The following is a 24069-nucleotide window of genomic DNA, read 5'->3' as shown; positions in this document are numbered from 1 at the left end:
TGGGGCGGAGCCGCGTTCTTCAAAGGTAAGGAGACCGTAGTCCACAGGCCGCCACGCTTTGCGTCGAGCATTTTTCAGTACCGCATGATGCAACGGACGCCTCGTCGTGTCGGGTGACGAAACAGACACACGCCCCATGGCGAGCCCCCAGCCCCTAGAGAAAGCCGAGATTCCTCGTTCGATCCCTCGGCCATCATTTGGTCGAGCCCATTGAGGGCGCCGGCTGCTATCGACCAGCGCTGTCGCTCAACGCGGCGCCCACCGCGTTTTGCAGCGTCGAGGCCATGCGATCGAAAGCCATTTGCTGCTGCATTTGCGGCAGTTGCGGCAGACGCAGAGTGATGTCTGTTTCCTGGCGGATCGTGCGATTGCTCGCGGTGTTGATCACCACGCTGGCGACGCGGTTCTCCATCAGATCGTGCAGGATGCGCGTATCGCCGCCGGCCACAGGCCCAGGCGAAGACCCGGCTCCGCCCAGAATTACCCCAGGCTGTGGCGTTCCGGGCAGGCTCTGCGTCTGCAGGCCGTCCGGGGCCCAGACCAGACGTGTTTCCAACGCCAGCGTGCCGTCGATAAAGGTGCGGATCGACGCGGCGAAACCAATGTCGAAACCGAGCGGTGTAGCGATCCCACCTCGCAGTTCGTGCAGTTCGACATCCTTTAGAGGGTCAGCCGACTGGCTCCATGCGGGGCCGGCCACGAACGCCAGAAAGGCGGCGGCTATCATCGTCGGCGCCTTCACCGGCCTGCTCCTGTTTGATCGCGGCCAGCCAGGATTTGATAGATCGGCGGCAGGGCGCGAGTGAAGCTGGCGAGTGAACGGTCGTCCAGCCGATTGACAGGTCCATAGGTGAAGCTGGCCCAGTCCTGATCGCGATTGAAGACGCCCGGGCCCGCGCCTGACGGCGTATCCGGTGAGCGGATCACGAACACCACCCCGCCCCACGTTCGGCCAAACTCTGCCGCCGAATAGAGTTTCAGGCCCTGGTTTGGGTCGCCCACCAGAACCTGCCCGTCGCGGATGCCCTTGATCACCACGAAGTGTCGATAGGTACCCACCTTGACCAGGGCGATGGCCGGCGTTTGCGCGCGCTCCAGATCCTTCAGCGACCGGCGGTAGCCCTCTGATTTCAGGCCCAGCGTCGCCAGATAGGATTTCATGTCCAGAAGGGAGAAGCCGACCTTGCGGATCTTCTCCTGGTCGCCGGCAGCGTACATGGCTTGGAACACTTCGGCTTCGCTGATGGGACGCCCGTAGTGGTGCTTCAACATCGTGGCCAGCGCAGCCGAGCCGCAACTATAGTCATATTGTTGGCGAACCACGGTGCGGAAGGGCATGTCGCGGAGGCTGGTGACCCCTGCCGAGAATGTCCCGCCGCCGGTATTGAAAAAGGCCTGCCCGCTCGCCGCGCTCCCGAAGGCGCCAGCCGCCAGGGTCGCTAGCGCCAGGCGGGATATGAAGGTGGCGCGTCGCATCGTCGGCTCACAGCCCCGGCGCGGTGACTATGGTGAGGTTGATGGCGCCCTGGAGGGTGTTGTTGGCCCCCGTGTTGATCACGAAGTTGCCGACGCCGTTGAAACCATTCAGCGCGTCCTGCGAGAAATTGACTGAGCCAGAAGTGACGGTTTCAGCGATGATCGTATTCCCGCTGGTGGAGCCAGTGAGTTGCTGGGCGGTCATGACGTCGACATTGACGCCGAAGCCACCGCTCAACGCGTCCATCTCCTCCACGCTCAGGACTTCGACTTGCACGGGCGCAGGACGTTGCGGCGGAGCGGCCGGAACCTCGCTAGCCTCGGCGCCAGCCGCAGCGAACAGCAAAACCGCCGCCGTCTTCAAAATAGCCGCTCTAAGCATTTTCGCCTCCAACGGCGGTCTAAAGAGGAAGATCTCGAGAGTTCCGGGCCGGACGCGCCCCTGAAGGCGCGCCCGACCACGGAGCCCGTCGCTTATTGACCGAAGGTGATGTTGGCGTTGGCTGCCAGAGACGTCGCCGCTTGGTTAAGCGAGCCCACGCCAGTGTTGAAGCTGGCGGTTTGCACGCCCGAGAAGGCTGCGCCACTCGAGTTGATGCCGCCCGTCGTCAGGGCGCTGTTCTGATCGCCGCCCTCACCGTCGCCGTTGCCCGGGCCGCCGTACGAGACGGTGACGCCAGAAACCGAGCCGGACAATTCCTGCATCGACAGGGTGGACGTCGAGTTGTCGACCGAATTGTCGTTGTTGGAGTCGTTGGTGGAGTTGTTGCGGTTGTCGGCAAACGTCGAGTTGTCCGAATTATCCGAGTTGTCGTTGTTCGAGTCATTCGTCGAGTTGTTACGATTATCCGCAAACGTAGAGTTATCGTCGTTGGAATCGTTCGTCGAATTGTTGCTGTTGTCGGCGAACGTCGAATTGTCCGAACGATCCGAGTTGTCGTTGTTGGAGTCGTTGGTCGAATTATTGCTGTTGTCCGCAAAAGTCGAGTTGTCGGAACGATCCGAGTTGTCCGAGTTGTCGTTATTGGAGTCTGCCCAACGCATCGAGTTGTCGGAATTGTCCGAGTTGTCCGAGTTGTCGTTACCGGAATCGCGCATCCGGGTCGAGCGGTCGGAATTGTCGTTGTTGGAGTCCGCCCAACGCATCGAGTTATCGTTGTTGGAATCGGTGGTGGTGCGGGTCGAATTGTCGGACGAGTCGCTGGTGCTGTTCGAGGTCGAGGTGTTGCCCGAGTCAGCTGTGCTGGTCGAGGTGTTGCCCGAGTCAGCTGTACTGGTCGAGGTATTGGTCGAGTTGTCCGAGCTGTCGGACATGCTGTTCGACGTCGAGGTGTTTCCCGAGTCAGCCGTGTTGGTGGAGTTGTTGGAGCTGTCGGACGTGCTCGTCGACGTGTCGGTCTTGGTCGAGTTGTCCATGTTGGTGTTCGTGGCGGTCGCGTTATTGCTGGAGCCTGCGGTCGCGCCGCCGTCTCTGACCTGCGCCATGGCAGAGGTTGTAAGCGTGGCGCTGAGAATAAAGGCCGACGCGGTCGCGAATAGTGACGTTTTCATGAAACCCTCCAGGGATCAGTGCTCGGAGGATGCCCTCCGACCTACACAATCCGCAGCCTAAGTTTCGGTACGTTCACGTTAATGGCACTAACTTTACTGTAGATACCAGTCTCAGCTCTAATAGTGTAGATTACAACTTGAGTGTAAAAGCAGATCAGAAATTAGATACATTTTCCATTTCGATTATCGTTGCCATGAATTATACGCCCACCCGCCCGGATCGCGCGGATAGATTTGTCAGCGCCAAAACGCCAAGCGTGAGCACAATATTCGAGCGCCGTCAGCATGATCACTTAAGCTAGTAGAATCCGTGCGGACGCTGCGTGTCTGAGCCGGTGAAGTCCCCATGGCGCAAGGATTTTACGCGCCGCTTCTCCATCCCGGTTCGTGTGCTGCAGCGCGCCTAACCTGACAAGCCTGTCGGTCCCCGTCTCCTCGCTGGCGCGTGGACGAGATAGTCGGTCGCGACGTCCCGGCGCGTCATGTCCGCTTGCGACGAAGACGTGGCCACAGGCCGGCGCCAGCCATCTCCGCTGTCAGTTGGGGTGATTGGCGGCGGCGACCAGGAGATCAAATGATCCTCGCCTTCGGAGCGCCGGGCCCAACATCGGGTCTCTGGCGGCCGCGCTGATCGATCGTGGCTAGCATTTTTAAACCGAGGATCGCGGATCCACTCCCGCAACCCGAACACGCTCTCCGTCGAATTGTGCTTTTCAGGCGCCCGGATGGTTTCAACAAATCTCCGGTGGCGGACGAATGCCCCGGAAGGCTGCTTCGACGAAGCCAAACAGGCCAAAGGCGATGAGGCCCACGGCCATCAGGCCAAGCACCCAAGAGCCATAGGGCTGCTGCTCCACCGCCTGCAGCGCGCCGCCCCAGCTACGGGCGTCGCTGCTCTGGGCGTCCAGTCCGGCCACGATCAGGAAAAGGCCGGCTGGCAGCACCGCCAGGCCCCGGGAGCCGTAACCGATCTTCCCAAGAGGCACGACCCAGCGGCTGAACTCGTCGCTGCACCTGAGGCGTTTGCCCAGATCCTGAGCCAGTCCCTGGACGATGTTACCGACCCCGAACCCGATCATCACCAAGCCCGCCAGCAGAACCAGCAGGTCGCCCTGCGGCAGGGCCATCGCTGCGGCAGCCATGCTGTTGGCCTTGGCCTCCTCATCGGCTTCGCCGATGTCTTCAAACTCGTCGAGTAGCTCGAAAGCCCACAGCGCCAGGCCGCCATAGATGACGCCGCTGATCGCTTGGCCAGTGCGTATCGCCCAGGCCTTGGGCGAAGTCCCGTGTCGGTCGGCGTCGAAGATCGCCTGCAATGCACGCCATGCAGCGAAGCCCATAAGACCAGGCCGACCACCGCGATGATCGCCAGACCCAGCGACCAATGCGCCCAGACAGCGAGCAACGTCTTGGCGCCGTGGGCGCGCGGCGTCAGATCGACCGCCGCCAGCAGGACGATCCGCCCAGGCCAAGATAGACCACGCCCCGCGCGGCATAACCCAGGCGCGAGGCCCATTCGAGCGCCTTGGCCAGATCCAGACGGCGCACCGCGCGCAGGGTCGCGCCGCCAAGCGCCTTGACGTTCCGGGATTTACTCGATCCCACCTTGCTTCCCCTGCCCGCTCTGGATTAGGTCTTGCGAGCTTCGGCGCCCAGGAACACCACCTTGGCGCCCTTCTGGACGGCAGCGCCCAGCTCGGCGGCGTCCCAGTTGGTCAAGCGCACGCAGCCGTGCGAGGCGCGCTTGTTCACTAGCTTTGGGTCTGGCGTGCCGTGGATGCCGTAGGTGTCCTTGGTCAGGTCGATCCAGGTGGAGCCGACGGGATTATTGGGTCCGGCCTTGATGGTCAGCTTGCCCTTGGGCTTGCCGAAGGTCAGGCGCGAGGGGTCATAGGTATAGGTCGGCCGAGGCGCGACGGTGTTGACGGCCCACTCGCCGGTCGGGGCCGGGCGCTCGGTGCTGCCGACCGTCGCGGGATAGACAGCCAGCTGGACGGACTTGTCGTCGAAGGCGCGAACCTGGCCGCGCGCCTTGTCGATCTCGATGCGCGCCACCTTGCCGGCCAGCTTGTCGGTCCCAACGGCGGCGATGACTATGGACGTCCCGGCCACAGCGAAATCGGCGCCTGGATTCAGGGCGCGCAGCAGAGCTTCATCCATGTGGAAGCGTTCGGCCAAGGCCTCGACCACGTCGCCGAACGCCAGGGTGGGCAGCTTGGACATCGCCTCGTAGTCGTCCTTGGGAATGTTGGGTTGGAAGGGACCGGCCACATCCTCGGCGGTGATCGCATAGTCGGTCATCACCGGTCCGTCGTCGCCGGCGACCAGGGCGTCCCACGAGACCTTGTCGAGCTTGCCGTTGACCGGCAGCCCCTTGGCGGCCTGGAAGGCCTCCAGCGCCAGAGTTACATTGGTCCCCGGCCGCCCGTCGATGACGCCCGGCGACATGTGAGCGCGGTCGAGCAGAACCTGGGCGCGAAGCATCGCCTTCTTGATCGCCTCGGGATCAGTCACGGCCGGATCGAAGACGGCAGCGTCAATGGCTTGAGCCTGGGGCGAGCTCGACGCAGCCGCGACGGCGGGCGGGGCGTCGACCACGGGCACGTCGGCCTGGGTCGGCGTCGGCGCTGGCGGCGCGACGGGCGATGGCGCGGGCGGCGGCTCCGGGGCTGGATCCGAGCAGGCCGCCGTGGCCAAGATGCAGCCGAGTATCAGGGCGACGGGGCGCGGATCGAAGGGCATGATGGAACTCCAGACGGAACGACTGCCGATCTGAAGCCTTCAGTCATGGCTAAGTTCCAGCAGTCTTGGGGAGAACCGCTTGAAGCTGCTGCGCCGCCTGGCCTGGACGTTCGGTATTTTTGCCTTGGCGGTGGCCGCCTTCGTTGTCTGGGTGATCTGGCCCGGCAACGATCCCGCTCCGCCACCCCTGGTCACCGACCAGCCCCCGCCCTGGGAGCAACAGGCCACTACCCGTTACATTCCCTCGGTCGATCCGCCGGCCACGACGCCAGCGGCAGTGACCAACGAGGTTTGCGACACAGGAAACGCCCCCATCAGCGCCGCGGCCGTCAACGCCGCCTCCTTGACCACCCTGACCTGGGCGCCGTTCGGCCGGCTCGAGGTGGGCTGGGAGATCTACGCGCCGCGCATCGCCGCCGAAATCGACACCGCCTGCGGGCCAGACACGCGCCGGTTCGCCGCCCTTCTGGCCCAATGGCAGCAGTCGCACGGCTTGCAGCCTTCAGGCGTGATGGACCCTGCGACCTTCCAGCCCATGCTGGTCGGCTGGCACCTGCAGCGACCGTTCGTGCGGATCAACAACACCGGCGTCTGCCCCGGCGCGCCGCCGCCGTCGGGTCTGAACACCGCTCGCCCGGACGAGAGCTATGGCGGCAAGACGATCCAGCTGCGTCCCGGCGCCCTTGAGGCCTATCGCCGGATGGTCGCCGAGGCCAAGACCGCTGGCGTGATCCGACGACCCGAGGCGCTGACCATCTTCTCCGGCTTCCGCGACCCGGCCGCCGACGCCGCCCGCTGCGCGCGGGACAACAATTGCCAGGGCCTGGTGCGGACCATCTGCTCGGCCCACCGCACGGGTCTGGCCATGGATGTCTATATCGCCGCCGCCCCGGGCTTCGGTCCTGACAGTTCGGCGGACGACAATCGCCGCGCCATGGCCCGCTCACCGGTCTTCCAGTGGATGGTCGTCAACGCCGGCCGCTTTGGCTTCGTCAACTACGCCTACGAGCCCTGGCACTGGGAATGGAATGGCGAGCCGCTGCTGCCGGGCGTGCCGATCAAGAGCCTGCCGCAGGCGGGCTCGGCGCCGCCCGAACAGCCCGTTCCACCCGCGACGCCGCACCAGGGAACCCGATCCGGGGCCGCGCGCTTACAGTAAAGGTTCGAGGCTATCCCCTCCCTCGATCCCATCCCCTTGTACCGCGCTCGCATGCGCGGCCACCTTTCTCCAGTCCGCTGCGCCTGACGTGTCGGACTGGAGATTTCTTCCCCTCTCACTCTCATGCGACGCCCATGCTATGCGCGGGGCCGTGTCCCCTGAGAGCCCCGCCGTGAACGCCCCTCGCCCGCCCGCGATCTTCATCGACGCCGACGCCTGCCCGGTGAAGGACGAGATCTACAAGGTTGCCGCGCGCTACGGGCTGAAGACTTTCGTGGTCTCCAACAGCTGGATCCGCGTGCCCCTGACACCGGCGGTCGAGCAGGTGGTGGTCGACGCAGGCCCCGACATCGCCGACGACTGGATCGCCGAGCGCGCCCAGCCGGGCGACGTGGCCGTGACCAACGACATCCCGCTGGCCGACCGCGTGCTGAAGGCCGGCGCCGCCGCCCTGGCCCCGAACGGCCGGATCTTCACGCCCGACATGATCGGCTCGGCCCTGGCCTCGCGGTCCATCGGCGAGCACCTGCGCTCAATGGGCGAGATTACCGGCGGCCCCAAGGCCTTCGGTCCCAATGACCGCAGCAAGTTCCTGCAGGCCCTCGACACCGTGGTGGTCAAGGCCACCCGAGGCCGGCGATGATCGAGATCACCAGTTGGCTGCGGATCGAGGACGACGAGATCGTCGAGAAGGCGACCCGAGCCTCTGGCCCCGGCGGCCAGCACGTCAACAAGACCTCGACCGCCATTGAGCTGCGCTTCGATGTGAGGAACTCCCCCACCCTGCCCGAGGACGTCAAGGCGCGGCTCGAGGTCTTGGGCGGCAGCCGCATGACACTCGACGGCGTGCTGGTGCTGTTCGCCCAAGGCAGTCGCTCACAGGAAATGAACCGCCAGGAAGCCCGCGACCGGCTCATCGACCTGATCAAGCGCGCGACCGAAAAGCCCAAGCCCCGCCGCCCGACCAAGCCGACCTATTCCAGCAAGCTCAAGCGGCTGGAGACCAAGGGGAAACGGGCCGGGATCAAGACGCTGCGGGGCAAGCCGAAGGGCGAGGATTAAATCGATCCTCCCGCGTTAGATGGCTCGGGTCCACCGCTCACTTTCGTCCTCTATATCCCTAAATTGGTCGATCTTTTCATGAACTGCTACTCCCACGAGAAATATCGAGCTACCAAGTTGAGCAGTAAAGCCGAAGGTCAGCCCGTCATCTGATCGACCCCATACGTACTCGAACTGTTGACCAATATCCGTGTTGGAGCGCGAACCGATTTTTCGGTTCGGCAAAATCGCCGACATATTCTGGATAGTTGCTCCGGCGGCCTTATGCATAAAGTCGAACCACCGGGTATAGACAACGAAGTCCAGTGGTAGCGTCTTAACAACCTCACGATAATAGAGGGCCTTCGCCAGCTTGGCCGCGAATGCATCGATCATCGGCCCGACTTCAATCGGGAGCATGATGATACCGAGGTCGTCCAAAAACTGCCCCGGAGGGACGGCATCACCACGGTGTCGAAGCGCCGCCCGCTTCTCATTGGCCGACAAATCCACTTTAGGCATTAGGTGCGGATAGTTGTTCCTGATGCCGTTGATCAGCTTTCGTAGCTCATCAACATCCAGGTTCTTGTCATCCTGATCCAGAGCACGGGCATAGAACGCTACGACTTGCTCGATTCCCCTGGTTGCCCGATTGCAAGGAACGCAAGCAGGGAACTCGAATCCTTCAGGTGCCTCACGTCGCTTAAACAATACCCGAGGAGGCATGTGGTCAGGTTCTTTAGAAGGTGCGACACCACAATAACAACACAGTGGATGTGCTGACAGAAATGCAGCTTTTCGCCTGCTTTTCTCGCCCAACGTTACCTCCAAGCGCGCCCGACTAAACCGTCAGCGCTTCGGCGCGCATGTTGAAGCCCAGGACGTCCTGCTTCCATTCTGGCTCTTCGATCAGCCCGCCGAGCATCTTCTTCAGATAGCCCGTCATCGCGACCTGCTCCTCGGCGGTCAGCTCGCCGCAGACCTCTTCGTTGAGGGGGCGGATATCGGTGCGGATTCGGCTGAGAAGTTCCTCGCCCGCGCGGGTCAGGCTGACCACGACGATGCGGCGGTCGGTCGGCGAGGTCTTGCGCTCGACCAGGCCGTCGCGGATCAGGCCGTCGACCGAGCGGGTCAGGGTGGTGCGGTCGCTGGCCGACAGCTTGGCCAAGCGGGTCATCGAGCATTCGCCAAAGCGGCGCAGAGCCACCATGGCCACCCATTTGGGGAAGGTCAGGCCGTGCTGGGCGATACAGTCCGAGGCCAGGGCGCGGCGATGTTGCTCGGTCTGGTACAGCAGATAGCTGAGATAGCTTGGAAGCGGCACAGCGTGTTCTTCCCCAATGTCCTGAACGCGCATTTCGTCCCCCCGGGCGTGCGTGGGCGTCTTCATGTCACGCTGTTTTGGTGGGCGCAATCGGGGTCGGGGCGTCGCGACGTAAAATTGAGCGCGATCGCACTGGTCGCGCTCAGGCAAGCACAAAAAACCCCGCGAGTCAGACTCGCGGGGTCAAGGCAGGGTCGGGGATTCTTAGAGCAGGATCAGGCGGCGGCCCGATTGCGGGCGCGGCCGCGGCTGAGCCAGTCGTCGGGACAGGTCTCGCGCACGGTGATGGACTTGAACTGGCCGACGGGGATGCGGGCCGCGTCCCCGGGGTTGAGATCGCGCGACACCGAATGGCCGGCGAACTCTTCGATAATGGTGATCACCTGGCTGCTGCCGACGGTGTTTTCGATGAGGACCATGTTCATGGGGATCTACTCAAGCAGGCGATGAGGGCGTTAGGGGCGAAGCAGATCGGTCTCAGCCGAGACGTTGCTGGATCCGTTTTTCCGGCACGCCCTGACGGGTCCAGGTCTCGATGTCGCCGGCCGACTGGAAGCGGCGGAAAGCGCCTTGGGCGTGCTGGTCGCAATAGGAGCCGCGCTTGGGCTTCTCACGGCCACAAAAGCCGAAATCGTTCTGATCGGGATTGCCGATCGGCCAGCGGCAGGAATGGGTCTCTAGGCCGAGGATGCCGGAGGTCGGCTCCAGATCGACGATGGTGGGGGCGACGCGGATGACGGCGCTACGGGTGGGGGTGATGGTGGTGGCCGGACGAGCCCGGACCTGAAGGCGGCTGGGCGAGCGAACCGACGAGGTGCGCTGGCGAACCGGGGTCTCACGGACGGTGATGCCCAGGCGGTGAACCTTGCCGATGACGGCGCTGCGGCTGACGCCGCCCAGTTGCCGGGCCACCTGGCTGGCGCTCATGCCTTCGAGCCAGAGCTTCTTCAGAACTGCGGTCCGCTCTTCATTCCAGTCCATGTTCTTTTTTCCCAACCAGAGCGGGGCAGCCCCCCCGCCTCATTTGGGTAGGATCGTGGTTAACGGGCGTCAAATAATTATGTGCAGACCCACGGTTTGCGAATTCACCTTTCGTGAGTGGAATCATGATTGTACCAACAATTGTCGCAGGGGGGCCGTTTGAACCATGTCTAAAGCTTGACGACATAACGGCGTTATACGAGAAATTGTGACCCAGAACCTGTGCTGTAATTGAATGTGGCGCGGCGTCGCATAGTTTGCGTCGTAGTGTCGCTAGAGGACTTTCATGCGCGTATTTCACACCATCGCCATCGTAGCTTTCTGCGTCATTCTGGCAGCCTGTTCGAAGGGCGAAGAGAAGGCTGAAGGCGGCACGTCGGCCGCACCGGCTGTCGCCGCAGTACCTTCCGATGCGGAAAAAGCCGCGCTGCTTGCGTCCCTCCCCGCCCCCTACAACACCGGCGACCTAGCCAATGGCCAGCGCAAGTTCGCGCTCTGCCGCTCGTGCCACACCATTGCGCAAGGCGGTCCGGCCCTGACGGGTCCCAATCTCCATGGCGTGTTCGGACGTCAGGCCGGGACAGGGGCCGACTACACCTACTCTCCGGCGGTCAAGGCGGCTGGGTTCACCTGGGACGGGGAGCACCTGGACAAGTGGCTGGCCGACCCGCGCGGCTTCCTGCCCGGAACCAAGATGTCGTTCGCTGGCCTGAAGGATCCCAAGGATCGCGTCGATCTGATCGCCTATCTGAAGGTCGAGACAGGCTACAAGCCGGCGCCGTGATGACCGACGCCGAAGCGCTGATCACCCGCCTCTTCGACGCCTATAACCGCCGCGATTTCCCGGCCTTCGCCGCGAGTTTGAATGACGACGTCGACTGGCCCGATCAGATGTACGGCGAGCGCGGCGTGGGCGTCGCCGCGCTGCGCGCTTACTGGGTCGCCCAGGACCAGGCCATCCAGGTGGAGCTGACTCCGATCGACTTCGGGTTGGAGGCCGACGGCCGGGTGGGCGTCGAGGTGAACCAGGTGGTCCGCGGCCTGAGGGGAAGCCTATGGTCCGACATCCGGCTGCGGCAGTATTACACACTCCGCGATGGCCGCGTTTCGCGCATGGATGTGGTCCGTCTCGAGGAACCGAGCCTCGCGCCATGACCCCTTCAGAAGCCCGTATCCTGGAGCTCTATCGCGCCTTTCACGGCCGGGATCTCGACGGCTTCTTCGGCATGCTCACGCTCGACGTGAACTGGACAAACGACACCGACGACAGCCGATTGATCGGCAAGGACGCCTTGCGCGCCTATCTCCTGTACGACACCGCCCCGGTGCGGGCCGAGTTCGCGCCGATCCACATCCAGGCGCTGGACGATCACCGGGTTTCGGTGTTGGCCCAGCAGGTCATCCTCAGCGCCGCAGACGGCAGCGTCTGGTCCGACACCCGCGTAAGGCACACCTTCACACTCGTCGAAAATCTGGTCGCCCGCATGGACGCAGAGCGGGACGTGCGTGAAGCGGACGCCTCGACCGAGGCCTTGCTGACCGGGCTTTATGAAGCCATCGACATCGAGGATATCGATGCGGTCGTCGCGCTGTTTCATCTCGACGCTCGCATTCCCGACAGCCTCGAACAGGGCGCCATTGTGGGCCGCGAAGAGATCCGGGCCTACTATGTCCGCCAGTTCGCGACGATCCACGTCGGCTCGTCCCTGCTTTCGACTCGCCTGCTCGCCGATGGCCGGGTCGAAGCACACCTCCATGTGCAGGTGCATGGCGTCGAGGGCGGATCGTGGGGGGAAGGTCGAGTTACAGCGACCTACCGCGTCGATGGGGGCCGGATCATCGAAATGGTCATCGACAAGTCGTCGGTAGGCTGAGATACGGCGCGAACGCTGCCCAGGACACGGCCGTGCTGGGCGCGGTGCTGCACGAAGACGTCGAGTGGCCTGACGGTCTCACAGACGACCCGATCCTGAGAATGACCGTGCTGAGGAGCTTTAGACCAGCAGGTCCGCGCACGCGTCGAGCACGGCGTCGGCGTCCAGGCGGTACTTGGCGTAAAGGTCTGGCAGATCGCCCGATTGACCAAACGCCTCCAGCCCAAGCGCGCGCACGCGCTGACCGCGCACCGAACCCAGCCACGACAGCGCCAGGGGCGAGCCGTCCGCCAGGGTGACGAGGCCGGCGTCGCGGTCGAGCGTGGACAGCAGGGTCTCGATGGTCGAGGTCCTCGGGGTGTTCTGGGCGCCCTCCCCCGTCCAGCGCGAACGCCCGCTGCGTGTCCAGTCGCGGTGCAGGACGTCGGGCGAGGTCACGGCCAGCAGGCCGGCCTCGGGCATGTCTTCCGACAAGGCTTCGAACGCGGCCACGGCTTCGGGCGCCAGGGCTCCGGTGAAGACCAGGGCCAGCTTGGCGCCCGGCGCGGGAGCCTTCAGCCAATAGGCGCCGTCGATGGCGCCCTGCCGCCAGGCGTCGTCGGCACGCTCGGTTTGGGCGATCACCCGGGTCGAGAGGCGCAGATAGGTCGAGGCGCCGTCGGGGTCCTGGATACGGTCGAAGGCGTGGGCCATCAGCACCGCCGTCTCGTCGGCGAAGGCGGGCTCATAGGTATCCAGCCCTGGCTGGGCCATGCCGATCACCGGCCCGTTGATCGACTGATGCGCCCCGCCTTCGGGCGCGAGCGTCAGGCCGCTCGGTGTGGCAACCAGCAGGAACCGGGCGTCCTGATAGCAGGCATAGTTCAGGGCATCGAGGCCGCGGGCGATGAAAGGGTCGTACAGCGTGCCGACCGGGAACAGACGCTCACCAAATAGCGGCGCTGTCAGGCCCAGGGCGGCCAGGACGATGAACAGGTTGTTCTCGGCGATGCCCAGCTCGATGTGCTGGCCGGTCTCGACCATCGACCAGACCTGGGCCGAAGGGATGCGGCGGCGCTTGAAGACATCCTCGTGGGCGCGGCGGTGGAACACCCCGCGTCGGTTCACGAAGCCGCCGAGATTGGTCGAGACCGTGACGTCCGGCGAGGTGGTGACCACCCGGCCAGAGAACTCGTCGGTGCGGCGGGAAATCTCGAACATCACCTTGCCGAACGCGGCTTGGGTCGACTGCGCGCCGCCACCCGCCACAGCCTCCAGCAGCTCATCGGTGCTCGGCGTGACCACGGTCGGGGCGACATGCTGGCGCTGAACGTCGGCGGCGAACGGCGCGCGGGCGATCAGGCCTTTCAGGGCGGTGCGCTCGGCGCTGGACAGGCCCGACAGCGGATCCCATTCCTCGCCCTCAAGCACGCCCAACCGCTGGCGCAGTTCGGCGATCTGGGTCGGGGTCATCAGGCCCGAATGATTGTCCTTGTGGCCTTGGAACGGCAGTCGCAGGCCCTTGACGGTATAGGCGATGAAGAAGCGCGGGGCGTCGTCGTGGCTGGCCCGCTCGAACGCCTCCAGCAGGGTCTCCAGGCAGTGGCCGCCCAGCTCGGTCATCAACTCGCCAAGGTCGACGTCCTTGTAGGAGGCGATCAGGACCAGGGCGTCGGCGTCATCGGCCAGATCGGCCGACAGCCGTTCGCGCCATGCCGCGCCGCCCTGATAGCTCAGGGCCGAATAGAGGTCGTTGGGCGCGGTCTCGATCCAGCTGCGCAGGGCTTCCCCGCCTGGTCTGGCGAAGGCCTCCCGCTGGCGCCTGGACCACTTCAGCGTCTCGACCGTCCAGCCGGCCGCCTCGAAAATCTCGCCATAGCGGGTGAACATGCGGTCCTGGGTGGTCGCGTCCAGGCTCTGGCGGTTGTAGTCGACGATCCACCAGGTGTTGCGGACGTCGTGCTTGCAGGCCTCGATCAGGGCTTCGTAGATATTGCCCTCGTCTAATTCGGCGTCGCCCAGCAGTGAGATCATCCGGCCCATGCTCTCCGGCTTTACCGCGCCCCGGGCGGCCAGATAGTCCTGGGCTAGCGAGGCGAAGGCGGTCATGGCGACGCCCAGGCCCACCGACCCGGTCGAGAAGTCGACGTCGTCCACATCCTTGGTGCGGGAGGGGTAGGATTGAGCCCCGCCCAGCGACCGGAAGCGCTTGAGGTTGTCCAGGCTCTGACGGCCGAATAGGTGCTGGATGGCGTGGAACACCGGGCTGGCGTGCGGCTTGACCGCCACCCGGTCCTGAGGCCGCAGCGCCTTCATGTAGAGCGCGGTCATCAGGGTGGTCATCGAAGCGCAGGAGGCTTGGTGGCCGCCGACCTTCAGGCCGTCACGGCTTTCCCGAAGGTGGTTGGCGTTGTGGATCGTCCACGAGGCCAACCAGAGAATGCGTTCCTCGATACGGCGAAGGAGCGCAATCTCCTGCCGCTTGGCAGTCATCGAGCCGTCGGCCATGCTTCCTCACCGGTTTATGCCGGTGAAGATTGCCCCTCACCGCTTTGTTCCCGAGCTTCATAGTCCTCGATCTGCCGCGCCGTCCACTCCGGAGACTTCGTGAAGCGCGCCAGCAGGTTGTAGAACACCGGAACGACGAACAGGGTCAGCAGGGTGGCGAAGATCGCGCCCATGAAGATCACGGCCCCGATGGTCTGGCGGCTGCCCGCCCCGGCCCCGGTCCACAATACCAGGGGCAAGGCGCCCATGGCGGTGGCAATCGAGGTCATGATGATCGGGCGCAGGCGCAGGACGGCGGCTTCGATCACCGCCTCCTTCACCTTCAGGCCCTCGTCGCGCAACTGGTTGGCGAACTCGACGATCAGGATGCCGTTCTTAGCCGCGATTCCGACCAGGATGATCAGGCCGATCTGGCTGTAGGTGTTGATGGTCGAGCCAGTCATCAGCAGGCCAAACAGCCCGCCCAGCACCGCCAGGGGCACGGTCGTCATGATCACGGCCGGGTGGATCCAGCTCTCGAACTGTGCGGCCAGAACCAGGAAGACCAGCAGCAGCGCCAGGCCGAAGGCGACGCCGACGGCGCCGGACGCTTCCAGATAGTCCTTGGCCTGGCCGCCCCACTTGATGCTGACACCGGGGGTCGGCCTCGCTGCGGCCTCTTCCTGCAGGAACTTCACCGCGTCCTCGACGGTATAGCCGGGCGCCAGCTGGGCTGTCAGGGTGACCGAACGCAGACGGTCAACGCGCGGGCGGTCGGGGGTGTCGCCGCGCAGCTGGGTCGTAACCACGGTCGACAGGGGCACCAGGGCGCCCGACTGGGTACGCACCTGAAGCTGGTCCAGATCGGCGATGCTGCGGCGCTGCTCCAGGGTGGACTGCAGGATGACGTCGTATTCCTGGCCGTTCTTGATGTAGGTCGTGGCGCGCCGCGAACCGAACATGGTCTCCAACGCCCGACCGATGGACTGGGCTGAAATGCCCAGGCTGGCGGCCTTGTCGCGGTCGATCTGTACGGACAGACGCGGCGAGGTCGGCTCATAGTCGATGCGCGGCCGCGACAGGCCCGGATTATCCTGGGCTGCTTCCAGCATGGGCTTGAGCCAGTTGGCCAGCTCCACATAGTCGTTACCTACGGCGATCAGGTCGACGTTGGTGCCGCCACCACCGCCGCCACCACGCTGGAAGGCGCCTCGAACGCTGGCCACGGCCCGCACGCCGGTGATCTTGCTCAGGCTCTTGTTGAGCTCGGCGGCCACCTCGTCGGCGGTCTTGTCGCGCTCGCCCCAGCCTTTAAGAACCAGCACGCCGTTGCCGGTGTTGAACTGGCTCTGACCAAAGCGCGGCACCGAGATGATGGTCCGTTCCGCGACGCCGGCGGCCCGATACACTTCGAGCTGACGTTCGACCTCGTTGGCCGCCTTGACGGTGTAGTCGAAGCCCGCGCCCTCGGGACCGATGATGTTGATGTCGACGCGACCACGATCCTCGGCTGGAACCATTTCCTTGGGCAGCATCACGAAAAGACCGCCGGCGGCCAGGGCCAGGACGACGACCACTGCGCCTGTGGCCCAACCGGCGGCGCGCGCGGCCAGAAGGCCTTCCAGAGAATGTCGATAGCTGTCCTTGAGCTTGTCCATTCCCCGATCGACCTTGCGAGCCAGCCAGCCGCCCGTGCCCGCCGGGCGCAGCAGTTTGGACGCCAGCATCGGCGACAGGGTGAAGGCCAGCAGGGCTGAGAAGCCCACGGCCGCCGCGATGGCGACCGCCAGCTCGACAAACAGGCGGCCGGTATAGCCGGGCAGGAACATCAGCGGCGCGAACACCGAGATCAGCACCACGGTGGTGGCCACGACCGCGAAAAACACCTGGCGAGTGCCGCGCAGGGCGGCGACAGGCGCGGGTTCCCCCTCGTCGACACGACGCTGGATGTTCTCGACCACGACAATGGCGTCGTCGACCACCAGGCCTACGGCCAGCACCAGGGCCAGCAGGGTCAGCAGGTTCAGCGAGAAGCCCAGCGGCGCCAGAACGATGAAGGTCGAAAGAATGCAGATCGGCGCGATGATCGACGGGATCAGGGCCGCACGCCAACTGCCCAGGAACAGCAGGTTGACCAGGGCCACCAGGCCGATCGAGATGCCCATGGTCACCCACACCTCGTGGATCGCCTCGGCGGTGAAGATCGAGTTGTCGACTGCCTTGATCAGCTTGGTGCCAGGCGGCAGGGTCTTGTTGATCTCCTCGATTTCCGCATCGACGACCTTGGAGATGGCGACGTCATTGGCCTGGGACTGACGAGTCAGGAAGATGCCGACCTGATTGACCGTATTGCCGCGGAAGATCTTGCGGCGTTCGTTCGAACCCTCTTCCACGCGCGCCACGTCGCCAAGCTTGATCACGAAGCCATTGGCGTTGGCCGCGCGCAACGGCAGGTTGGCGAAATCCTCAGGCTTGGAATAGCTGCGGGTCACCCGGATGGTGAAGTCCTTGCTGTCGCTCTCCAGCGAACCGGCGGGCAGTTCGACGTTCTGGCTGTTGAGGGCGATTTCGACGTCATCGACGGTCACTCCGCGCGCGGCCATGGCGTCGGGGTCAAGCCAAATGCGCATGGCGTAGAGCTGGCCGTTCAGACCCGCCTGGGCCACGCCGGGCACCGTCGACATCCGCTCGACCAGGTAGCGGTCGGCATAGTCGGCCAGTTCCAGCGGCGACAAGGTCGTCGAGGTCAGGTTCATAATGATGATCGGCGAACTGTCCGCCGTGGCCTTGGCGATCTGCGGGGGATCGGCCTGATCGGGCAGGTTGGCCGACACCCGGCTGACCGCGTCGCGCACATCGTTGGCGGCGTCGTCGAGATCACGATCCAGCGTGAAGGTGATGCTGATCTGCGAGCGGCCGTCGCGCGACGAGGAATTGACCCGGTCGATGCCCTGAATGCCCGAGACTTGGCGCTCGATCACCTGGGTGATGCGCTCTTCGATCACCTCGGCCGACGCGCCGCGATAGGCGGTCGAGACCGAGACCACTGGCGGATCGACATTGGGCAGTTCGCGGATAGGCAGGCCTGTAAAGGCGGCCAAACCGATGACGCAGAGGATGATCGACGCGACGGCGGCGAAGACCGGCCGGCGGACGGAAAGATCCGAGATCATCAGCGCGCCTTGCGATCAGCGCCGCCGCCGGCGCCGCCTTGGCCGGGGCCCTTGCCACCCTGCCCGCCGCCGATGGACGCGCCGTCCTGAATGCGATTGAGACCATCGGCCACGATCTTGTCGCCGGACTTCACGCCCGAACGGATCTCGACGAAGCCGCCGGAGGCCAGACCAGTCTCGACATTGGTGCGACGCGCCACCTGGCCCTTGGGCCCCTTGGCGATCAGGAACACCGAGGCTTGCGTGCCCTCGAACTGCACCGCAGATTCGGGCACGGCCGACGCTTGGCGCATGCCTTGGTCAATGGCGACCTTGACCAGCATACCCGGCTTCAAGCGGCCGCCCGGATTGGGGAACTCGGCGCGGGCCTTCACGGCGCGGGTGGTGGGATCGATCCGGGTGTCGATCTGGGCGATGCGGCCCAGAAAGGTCTCGCCAGCCAGGGCGTCGGGGCGCGCCGAGATCGGCAGGCCCTCGCGCAGGGTGGAGAGGTAGCGGTCGGGCACCGAGAAGTCGACGCGGATCACCGAGACGTCGTCGAGGCTGACGATGGCCGTGCCGGGGCTGATCAGGGCGCCGGGCGCCACGTCCGAGATGCCGACGCGGCCGGAGAACGGCGCGCGGATCACGCGGTCCAGTTTCTGGGCCTGAGCCGAGGCGAGGCTGGCGCGGGCGGTCTCGACAGCGGCCAGATATTGCTCGGCGGTGGCGCGCGGCGCGACGCCACGATCGGCCAGGGTCTTCCAGCGCTGATAGTCGCGCTGGGCCTGGGCCAGGCGAACCCTGGCCTCGGCGATACCGGCGTCTTCGCTGGCCGATTTCAGATCGACCAGCACCTGACCGCGCGACACGGCCTGGCCGTCGACAAAGTGAACCGCCGTGATCATCTCGGCGGTGTTGGAAGTAATGGTCACCGACTGCAGGCCCTTGGCCACGCCCAGCACCTCGATACGGTCGGTGAAAGGCTTCGTCGACACGACAGTCTGGGACACGTTCGTGGCGCGTCCGCCACCGCCGCCAGGACCGCCCTGGCCAGCGGCTTTCTGGCCGAACGCCAGCTTCATGCCCCCGACAACGAGCATGAGAACCACGGCGGTCAGCGCCGCCAGAAGAAAGAAATGCCTGCGGATCAACGAAAGAACTCCAATCGCCGAACAGTGTCGGCGGACGGAACAAGGTGCGGGGACATATGCCGCCACCCTAAACCCACGTCCAGTGACAGCAGGATGACGGAGCGTTTCAGTTCTGCAACACTCAAAACCCGCGCCAGATTCCCAGCACGACGCCACCATCCTTGGCGATCTCCCGACCGGCGACGGTTTGCCGCCATCCGGCCTGCACGCTCCAGGCGCCGAAACCGCGAACAGCCGACAGCTCGGCCTTTACCCAGCGGGTTTTCCGAGGCCGGACGTCTGCCTCACCGGCATAGGTCTGCGCCATCACCAGCCAGTTGCGTGCAGGCCGAAAACCCAGGGTCGCGTCAATCCGGGTCTCGTCCGCAAGGCCCGATCGTCGCAAACGGGCCACTTGCAGATCCGAGAAGATTTCTCCCCGCCGCGTCGTGACTGATCGCCCCAGAAGCAGCCGAGCCTCCAGATCGACCTCGCCCTGCCCCGGCGCCGCATAGCCAGCGTTGCGGCCGACACCCGCTTCGGCCACGCCAAGATAGACCGCCGCGACGGTGTGGGGCCGCCTCAGTATGGCGTAGCGCAGTCCCAGCTCGACGGGACCTCGCCCCTCGTAGCGGATGAACGGGTCGTGGCCGCGCGTCAGCCCGGCCTTGGCCTGCAGGGTCAGCCGGTTGGTCACCCCATGCTCGACGAAGATCGAGGCTGTCTCGTCCTCGCGATAGCCCAGGTCCTGCATCGCGCCACCGGCGTCGAACAGCTGGTCAGCCGACTGGCGCTCGACCTTGGCGATGACCTGGGTCCGGCCACGCGGCATCGACCAGGCGCCGGCCATGGCCTTGCCGCCCATCACGCAAAGAAAAGCCGCCGTGATCGCCAGGATCGCGACGGCTGACTTTCGGCGATAATCAGAACTCAGGCAGCGTAGCCAGGCGACTCCCGATCCAGTTTGCGCAGGCAGCCGCCCCAGGCGAGACCCGCGATCATGCCAAGTCCACCGCCCGTCTGACTGCGCACCTCGGCTTGCGCGTGGTCGGGCACCATCATGATGTTGTGGCGTCCCGCCGAGAGGGCCATCACCTGCTGCTTGCACGCCCGCTCCAGGAAGAACATCCCCATCCAGCACTCGGCTGCGGTCGAGCCCACCGACAAGGTGCCGTGGTTTCGAAGCATCATCAGCTTCTTGTCGCCGAGATCGGCCACCAGCCGCTCTCGCTCGTCGAGATTGAGCGCAATGCCTTCATAGTCGTGATAGGCGAGCTGAGGCAAGACGATTAGCGCCTGCTGCGCCAGCGGCAACAGGCCTTCGCTGTGGGTCGAGACCGCCACGCCCTGGTCGGTATGCAGGTGCATCACGTAGTGGGCGTCCTCCCGTGCCGCGTGGACGGCCGAATGGATCGTGAAGCCCGCCGGATTGATAAAGTACGGCGTCTTGTCGATGACATTGCCGTCCAGATCCACCTTGACCAAGTCAGAGGCGGTCATCTCGCCGAAGAACCGGCCATAGGGATTGATCAGGAAGTGATGCTCTGGCCCCGGAATGCGGGCCGAGATGTGCGTGAAGATCATGTCGTCCCAGCCATGGACGGCGACCAGGCGATACAGGGCGGCCAGATCGACCCGCGCCTGCCATTCGGCCTCACTGACCTTGTCCTTGAGAGACGTGCTGATGGACGTGGCTCCGTCGGCCATGGAAGACCTCCCTAGGTTATCATTGTTGAGTTGAGGGTCGCGCCGGGCGGGCCAACCGTCAAGTCGCGTCTTCGCGACCGGCAAGGCTTGCCAGTCGCATCCGCACGCCCGACCCTGCCAAAGAATCGTCAGGCGGGAGATCAAAGGGCATGCTGACCCTTCTGGGCGTGGCGGTGATCGTCGTGGGCTTCGCCCTGCGCTTCAACCCGCTGCTGGTGGTTGTCGCCGCCGCCCTGACCGCCGGAATAGCGTCAGGCCTGGGTCCGCTTGAGGTGCTGGCCGCGTTCGGCAAGGCCTTCAACACCAACCGCTATGTCACCATCGCCTGGCTGGTTCTGCCGGCCATCGGCGTGCTGGAACGCTGCGGCCTGCAGGAGCAGGCCCGGATCACCATCCAGCGGCTGAAGGGCGCCAGCGCTGGCAAGCTGCTACTGACCTATCTGCTGTTGCGCCAGTTCACCGCCGCCCTGGGCCTCACCCATGTCGCCGGCCATGCCCAGACGGTTCGCCCCCTGGTCGCGCCGATGGCGGAAGCCGCTGCGGAAGGCGCAGGGCCGGTCGATGACGACGCCCGCGAGCGCATCAAGGCCATGAGCGCCGCGACCGACAATGTCGGCCTGTTCTTCGGGGAGGATATCTTCATGGCCATCGGCTCGATCCTGCTGATCGTCGGCTTCCTGGATCAGAGCGGCATCACCGTCGAGCCCTTGCACCTGTCGGTCTGGGCGATCCCGACGGCCATCGCCGCCTTCATCGTGCACGGCGCGCGGTTGCTGCTGTTCGACCGCAAGCTGACGCCATCGAAGGCGGGAGCGGACGCATGATCGGCCTGCCGCTCGTCTACCTGATCGCCGGCGCCATGTTCGCGGCCTTTGCGGCCCTGAGCGTCGGCGACAAGACCAACGCCAAGCGCTGGGGCAACGCCGCGTTCTGGGGGCTGGTCGCCATCAGTTTCCTGTTTGGCGACTACCTTGGCGACCTGGGCAACGGCTTCCTGGTGCTGGGCTTGGCGCTTCTGGCGGGAACCGGTCAGCTGGGCGTCGGCGCACCGGCGACGACCTCGCCCGACGAGCGTCGCGAGATGGCGCAGCGGCTGGGCGCGCGGCTCTTCCTGCCAGCCCTCGTCATTCCGCTGATCACACTGGCCGGCACCTTCGCCTTAAAGGCCGTCGCCATCGGCGGCGTTCCGCTGGTCGAGGCCAAGAACGCCACCCTGATCTCCCTGGCCCTGGCCGCCGTCGTCGCAGCGGTGCTGGCCCAGGCTCTGTTCAAGCAGCCGCCATCCTCGCCGTTGCAGGAAGGCCGTCGCCTGATGGATCTGGTCGGCTGGGCCGCCCTGCTGCCCCAGATGCTGGCGGCGCTCGGTGCGGTGTTCGCGCTCGCGGGCGTCGGCCAGACCATTGGCGAGCTGGCGGTGGCCTGGACGCCGATCGACAGCCGCTTCGCCGTGGTCGCCGCCTACTGCCTGGGCATGGCCGGTTTCACCATCCTGATGGGCAACGCCTTCGCCGCCTTTCCGGTGATGACCGCCGGCATCGCCCTGCCTCTGGTGATCGGCCGGTTCGGCGGCGATCCGGCCGTGGTCTGCGCCATCGGCATGCTGTCGGGCTTCTGCGGAACCCTGCTGACGCCGCTGGCCGCCAATTTCAACCTTGTGCCGGCGGCTTTGTTGCAATTGAAGGACCGCTACGGCGTGATCCGCGCCCAGGCGCCGACCGCCGTCCTCATGCTGGTCATCAACATGGTCCTGATGAATGTCCTCGCCTTCCGGGTCTAGCGCCCCCAGCCTGGCCCAATCGACGGCCTCGCGGTTCGCCAAGATCGCCTTGGGCCACATCGCGCGAGAATATCCCAACAAGCTCGACCATGTCATGGCGAGCGACGCCGACGTCCGCACGCCGCGGGACCTGCACCCGATCTTCTTCGGCAGCTTCGACTGGCATTCCTGCGTCCACGGCTACTGGCTGCTGGCCACCCTGCTGCGCGCCCGGCCCGAAATGGCCGAGGCCGAGACCATCATCGCCCTGTTCGACGACGCCTTCACCGACGAGAAGGTCGCTGCCGAAGTGGCCTATCTGGCTCGCCCAGAGAGCCGAGGCTTCGAGCGCCCCTATGGCTGGGCCTGGAGCCTGATGCTGCAGGCCGAACTGATGCGCCACAAGGATCGTCCCTGGGCCGTGCGCCACGCGCCGCTGGCCCGGGCGTTCGTAGAGCGGTTCGAGGCCTTCCTGCCGCTAGCCGACTATCCGGTGCGGGCGGGCGTCCACACCAACACCGCCTTCGCTTTGGTCCTGGCCTCGGAATATGCCGACATGACCGGCAACGTTGTCTTCCGCCAGCTTCTGACCACCCGGGCGATGCTCTGGTACGGCCAGGACGCCGCCTGCCAGGCCTGGGAGCCCTCGGGCGACGACTTCCTGTCCCCGGCCCTGATCGAGGCCGAGGCCATGCGGCGGTTGCTGCCCCGCGAGACCTTCGAAATCTGGTTCGTGCGCTTCCTGCCGGATCTGGCCCGCAAACAGCCCGTGACGCTGTTCACCCCGGCCCGCGTCAGCGACCGCACCGACGGCAAGATCGCCCATCTCGACGGCCTGAACCTGTCGCGCGCCTGGTGCTGGCGAACCCTGGCCGGCGCCCTGCCCGAGCTGGACCCCGCCAAGCCACTGGTCATCAACGCCGCCATGTCGCACCTGAGCGCCGCCGTGCCGCATGTGTCCGGCGACTATATGGGCGAGCACTGGCTGGCGACCTTCGCCATGCTGGCCCTGACGAACGGATAGTCATTGATCCCCTGGGAGCACCTCGACACCGCGACTGTGCCGGGAGACGGCGTGGAACTGCGCCTGATGCGGCGCGGCGCGGAATATTCAATCATGGCCGGATCGATCGAGCTGATGAACAGCCGGCTCAGCGGCTCGGAGGAGGCGCTGGCTACCCTGGCCTTTGACCGCATCGGCCAGCGTTCCGGGGCGCGCGTCCTGATCGGGGGGCTGGGCATGGGCTTCACCCTGCGCGCCGCCCTGACGACTTTTGGCAAGGACGCCGGGATCATCGTTGCCGAACTGGTTCCGGCAGTCGTCGCCTGGGCTCGGGGGCCGCTGGGCGGGCTCTATGGCGACAGCCTTTCCGATCCCCGCGTCCAGATCCACGACGGTGACGTCGGCGCCCTGATCCGCGCCGGCGAGGCCCGCTACGACGCCATCCTGCTGGATGTCGACAACGGCCCCGGCGGCCTTAGCCGCAAGGGCAATGACAGCCTGTACGACCAGCGCGGTCTGGCCGCCGCCCGCCGGGCCTTGCGCCCGGGCGGCGTGCTTGAAGTCTGGTCCTCGACCCGCGACAGCGACTTCACCCGGCGGCTTGGCCGCGCAGGCTACGCCGTCGAGGAGGTCGGCGTCCGCGCCCACAAGGGCCGTGGCGCGCGACACGTGATTTGGGTGGCGACTGCGGCCTAAAGCAGGCG

The 24069-nt window shown here is 65.3% G+C and carries 27 protein-coding genes; 11 read left to right on the top strand and 16 right to left on the bottom strand.

What is annotated here, in order from left to right; genetic code table 11:
* Positions 1–226: 226 nt before the first annotated feature.
* The 4 genes from ACP69S_RS18345 to ACP69S_RS18330 all read right to left on the bottom strand — a co-directional run bounded on the left by ACP69S_RS18345 (position 227) and on the right by ACP69S_RS18330 (position 2622).
* Entirely contained in the window at positions 227–742 is a 516-nt protein-coding gene (locus ACP69S_RS18345; protein ID WP_425999698.1) for a hypothetical protein, read from the bottom strand.
* Positions 739–1476 carry a C39 family peptidase gene (locus tag ACP69S_RS18340; protein ID WP_425999696.1) on the bottom strand — a complete coding sequence of 246 codons (738 nt, stop codon included), beginning with the start codon at positions 1474–1476 and terminating at the stop codon, positions 739–741. The genes ACP69S_RS18345 and ACP69S_RS18340 overlap by 4 nt, the downstream gene beginning before the upstream one ends.
* A 7-nt stretch (positions 1477–1483) precedes the next feature.
* Entirely contained in the window at positions 1484–1840 is a 357-nt protein-coding gene (locus ACP69S_RS18335) for a hypothetical protein (protein ID WP_425999695.1), read from the bottom strand.
* A gap of 110 nt (positions 1841–1950) precedes the next feature.
* Entirely contained in the window at positions 1951–2622 is a 672-nt protein-coding gene (locus ACP69S_RS18330; RefSeq protein WP_425999693.1) for a hypothetical protein, read from the bottom strand.
* Between ACP69S_RS18330 and ACP69S_RS18325 the strand changes: the two genes are divergently transcribed.
* Entirely contained in the window at positions 2600–3088 is a 489-nt protein-coding gene (locus ACP69S_RS18325; protein ID WP_425999691.1) for a hypothetical protein, read from the top strand. The genes ACP69S_RS18330 and ACP69S_RS18325 overlap by 23 nt on opposite strands.
* A 670-nt stretch (positions 3089–3758) precedes the next feature.
* Here the strand turns inward: ACP69S_RS18325 and ACP69S_RS18320 are convergent.
* The 3 genes from ACP69S_RS18320 to ACP69S_RS18310 all read right to left on the bottom strand — a co-directional run bounded on the left by ACP69S_RS18320 (position 3759) and on the right by ACP69S_RS18310 (position 5769).
* Positions 3759–4367, bottom strand: coding sequence for a DUF1206 domain-containing protein (locus ACP69S_RS18320; RefSeq protein ID WP_425999689.1), 609 nt, complete (start codon positions 4365–4367; stop codon positions 3759–3761).
* Positions 4368–4458: 91 nt separating this feature from the next.
* Positions 4459–4632, bottom strand: coding sequence for a hypothetical protein (locus tag ACP69S_RS18315; RefSeq protein WP_425999687.1), 174 nt, complete (start codon positions 4630–4632; stop codon positions 4459–4461).
* A gap of 24 nt (positions 4633–4656) precedes the next feature.
* On the bottom strand, positions 4657–5769 hold the full coding sequence (locus ACP69S_RS18310; protein ID WP_425999686.1) for a L,D-transpeptidase family protein: 1113 nt from the start codon (positions 5767–5769) through the stop codon (positions 4657–4659).
* Positions 5770–5848: 79 nt separating this feature from the next.
* Between ACP69S_RS18310 and ACP69S_RS18305 the strand changes: the two genes are divergently transcribed.
* The 3 genes from ACP69S_RS18305 to arfB all read left to right on the top strand — a co-directional run bounded on the left by ACP69S_RS18305 (position 5849) and on the right by arfB (position 7990).
* Entirely contained in the window at positions 5849–6928 is a 1080-nt protein-coding gene (locus tag ACP69S_RS18305) for a D-alanyl-D-alanine carboxypeptidase family protein (RefSeq protein WP_425999684.1), read from the top strand.
* 196 nt (positions 6929–7124) lie between these two features.
* On the top strand, positions 7125–7571 hold the full coding sequence (locus tag ACP69S_RS18300) for a YaiI/YqxD family protein (protein ID WP_425999709.1): 447 nt from the start codon (positions 7125–7127) through the stop codon (positions 7569–7571).
* Positions 7568–7990 (top strand): alternative ribosome rescue aminoacyl-tRNA hydrolase ArfB, encoded by a 423-nt coding sequence (gene arfB / locus ACP69S_RS18295; RefSeq protein ID WP_425999682.1) that lies wholly within the window; start codon positions 7568–7570, stop codon positions 7988–7990. The genes ACP69S_RS18300 and arfB overlap by 4 nt, the downstream gene beginning before the upstream one ends.
* Positions 7991–8005: 15 nt before the next feature.
* On the opposite strand, the gene ACP69S_RS18290 is transcribed toward arfB, so the two are convergent.
* The 4 genes from ACP69S_RS18290 to ACP69S_RS18275 form a co-directional block, all read right to left on the bottom strand.
* Positions 8006–8788 carry a hypothetical protein gene (locus tag ACP69S_RS18290; RefSeq protein ID WP_425999680.1) on the bottom strand — a complete coding sequence of 261 codons (783 nt, stop codon included), beginning with the start codon at positions 8786–8788 and terminating at the stop codon, positions 8006–8008.
* A 22-nt stretch (positions 8789–8810) separates the two neighbouring features.
* The gene (locus tag ACP69S_RS18285) at positions 8811–9359 is read right to left on the bottom strand and encodes a MarR family winged helix-turn-helix transcriptional regulator (protein ID WP_425999678.1); all 549 of its coding nucleotides are present in this window, start codon (positions 9357–9359) and stop codon (positions 8811–8813) included.
* Between the two features lie 149 nt (positions 9360–9508).
* Positions 9509–9718, bottom strand: coding sequence for a hypothetical protein (locus ACP69S_RS18280; protein WP_425999676.1), 210 nt, complete (start codon positions 9716–9718; stop codon positions 9509–9511).
* Positions 9719–9770: 52 nt separating this feature from the next.
* Positions 9771–10274 carry a GcrA family cell cycle regulator gene (locus tag ACP69S_RS18275; protein WP_425999674.1) on the bottom strand — a complete coding sequence of 168 codons (504 nt, stop codon included), beginning with the start codon at positions 10272–10274 and terminating at the stop codon, positions 9771–9773.
* A 286-nt stretch (positions 10275–10560) separates the two neighbouring features.
* Here ACP69S_RS18275 and ACP69S_RS18270 point away from each other — a divergent pair, with 286 nt between their 5' ends.
* From ACP69S_RS18270 to ACP69S_RS18260, 3 genes are read left to right on the top strand one after another with little or no spacing between them, the layout of a single operon-like run.
* Positions 10561–11058, top strand: coding sequence for a c-type cytochrome (locus ACP69S_RS18270; protein WP_425999672.1), 498 nt, complete (start codon positions 10561–10563; stop codon positions 11056–11058).
* Entirely contained in the window at positions 11058–11429 is a 372-nt protein-coding gene (locus ACP69S_RS18265) for a nuclear transport factor 2 family protein (protein ID WP_425999670.1), read from the top strand. The genes ACP69S_RS18270 and ACP69S_RS18265 overlap by 1 nt, the downstream gene beginning before the upstream one ends.
* Positions 11426–12148 (top strand): nuclear transport factor 2 family protein, encoded by a 723-nt coding sequence (locus ACP69S_RS18260; RefSeq protein WP_425999668.1) that lies wholly within the window; start codon positions 11426–11428, stop codon positions 12146–12148. Before ACP69S_RS18265 ends, ACP69S_RS18260 begins: the two co-directional genes overlap by 4 nt.
* A 120-nt stretch (positions 12149–12268) precedes the next feature.
* Here ACP69S_RS18260 and ACP69S_RS18255 read toward each other — a convergent pair whose 3' ends face one another.
* The 5 genes from ACP69S_RS18255 to ACP69S_RS18235 all read right to left on the bottom strand — a co-directional run bounded on the left by ACP69S_RS18255 (position 12269) and on the right by ACP69S_RS18235 (position 20606).
* Entirely contained in the window at positions 12269–14635 is a 2367-nt protein-coding gene (locus ACP69S_RS18255) for a transketolase (RefSeq protein WP_425999666.1), read from the bottom strand.
* Positions 14636–14649: 14 nt separating this feature from the next.
* Positions 14650–17787, bottom strand: coding sequence for an efflux RND transporter permease subunit (locus ACP69S_RS18250; protein WP_425999665.1), 3138 nt, complete (start codon positions 17785–17787; stop codon positions 14650–14652).
* On the bottom strand, positions 17787–18920 hold the full coding sequence (locus tag ACP69S_RS18245) for an efflux RND transporter periplasmic adaptor subunit (RefSeq protein WP_425999663.1): 1134 nt from the start codon (positions 18918–18920) through the stop codon (positions 17787–17789). Before ACP69S_RS18245 ends, ACP69S_RS18250 begins: the two co-directional genes overlap by 1 nt.
* 121 nt (positions 18921–19041) lie before the next feature.
* Complete coding sequence (locus ACP69S_RS18240) at positions 19042–19764, bottom strand: hypothetical protein (protein WP_425999661.1); 723 nt, start codon at positions 19762–19764, stop codon at positions 19042–19044.
* Between the two features lie 65 nt (positions 19765–19829).
* Positions 19830–20606, bottom strand: a complete 777-nt coding sequence (locus ACP69S_RS18235; RefSeq protein ID WP_425999659.1) for a class II aldolase/adducin family protein — start codon at positions 20604–20606, stop codon at positions 19830–19832.
* A gap of 149 nt (positions 20607–20755) precedes the next feature.
* Here ACP69S_RS18235 and ACP69S_RS18230 point away from each other — a divergent pair, with 149 nt between their 5' ends.
* Genes ACP69S_RS18230 through ACP69S_RS18215 form a run of 4 tightly spaced genes read left to right on the top strand, consistent with a single transcriptional unit; the run spans position 20756 to position 24061 of the window.
* Positions 20756–21430, top strand: a complete 675-nt coding sequence (locus ACP69S_RS18230) for a DUF969 domain-containing protein (RefSeq protein ID WP_425999657.1) — start codon at positions 20756–20758, stop codon at positions 21428–21430.
* A complete protein-coding gene (locus tag ACP69S_RS18225) occupies positions 21427–22383 on the top strand; it encodes a DUF979 domain-containing protein (RefSeq protein ID WP_425999655.1) in 957 nt (318 codons plus the stop codon). Before ACP69S_RS18230 ends, ACP69S_RS18225 begins: the two co-directional genes overlap by 4 nt.
* Complete coding sequence (locus tag ACP69S_RS18220; protein ID WP_425999654.1) at positions 22361–23386, top strand: DUF2891 domain-containing protein; 1026 nt, start codon at positions 22361–22363, stop codon at positions 23384–23386. The genes ACP69S_RS18225 and ACP69S_RS18220 overlap by 23 nt, the downstream gene beginning before the upstream one ends.
* Before the next feature lie 3 nt (positions 23387–23389).
* Positions 23390–24061, top strand: a complete 672-nt coding sequence (locus ACP69S_RS18215; RefSeq protein WP_425999652.1) for a spermidine synthase — start codon at positions 23390–23392, stop codon at positions 24059–24061.
* Positions 24062–24069 lie beyond the last annotated feature (8 nt).

The organism is Caulobacter sp. DWR1-3-2b1 (assembly GCF_049895765.1).
GTDB lineage: Bacteria > Pseudomonadota > Alphaproteobacteria > Caulobacterales > Caulobacteraceae > Caulobacter.
This window is presented reverse-complemented; position numbering and strand designations above follow the sequence as displayed.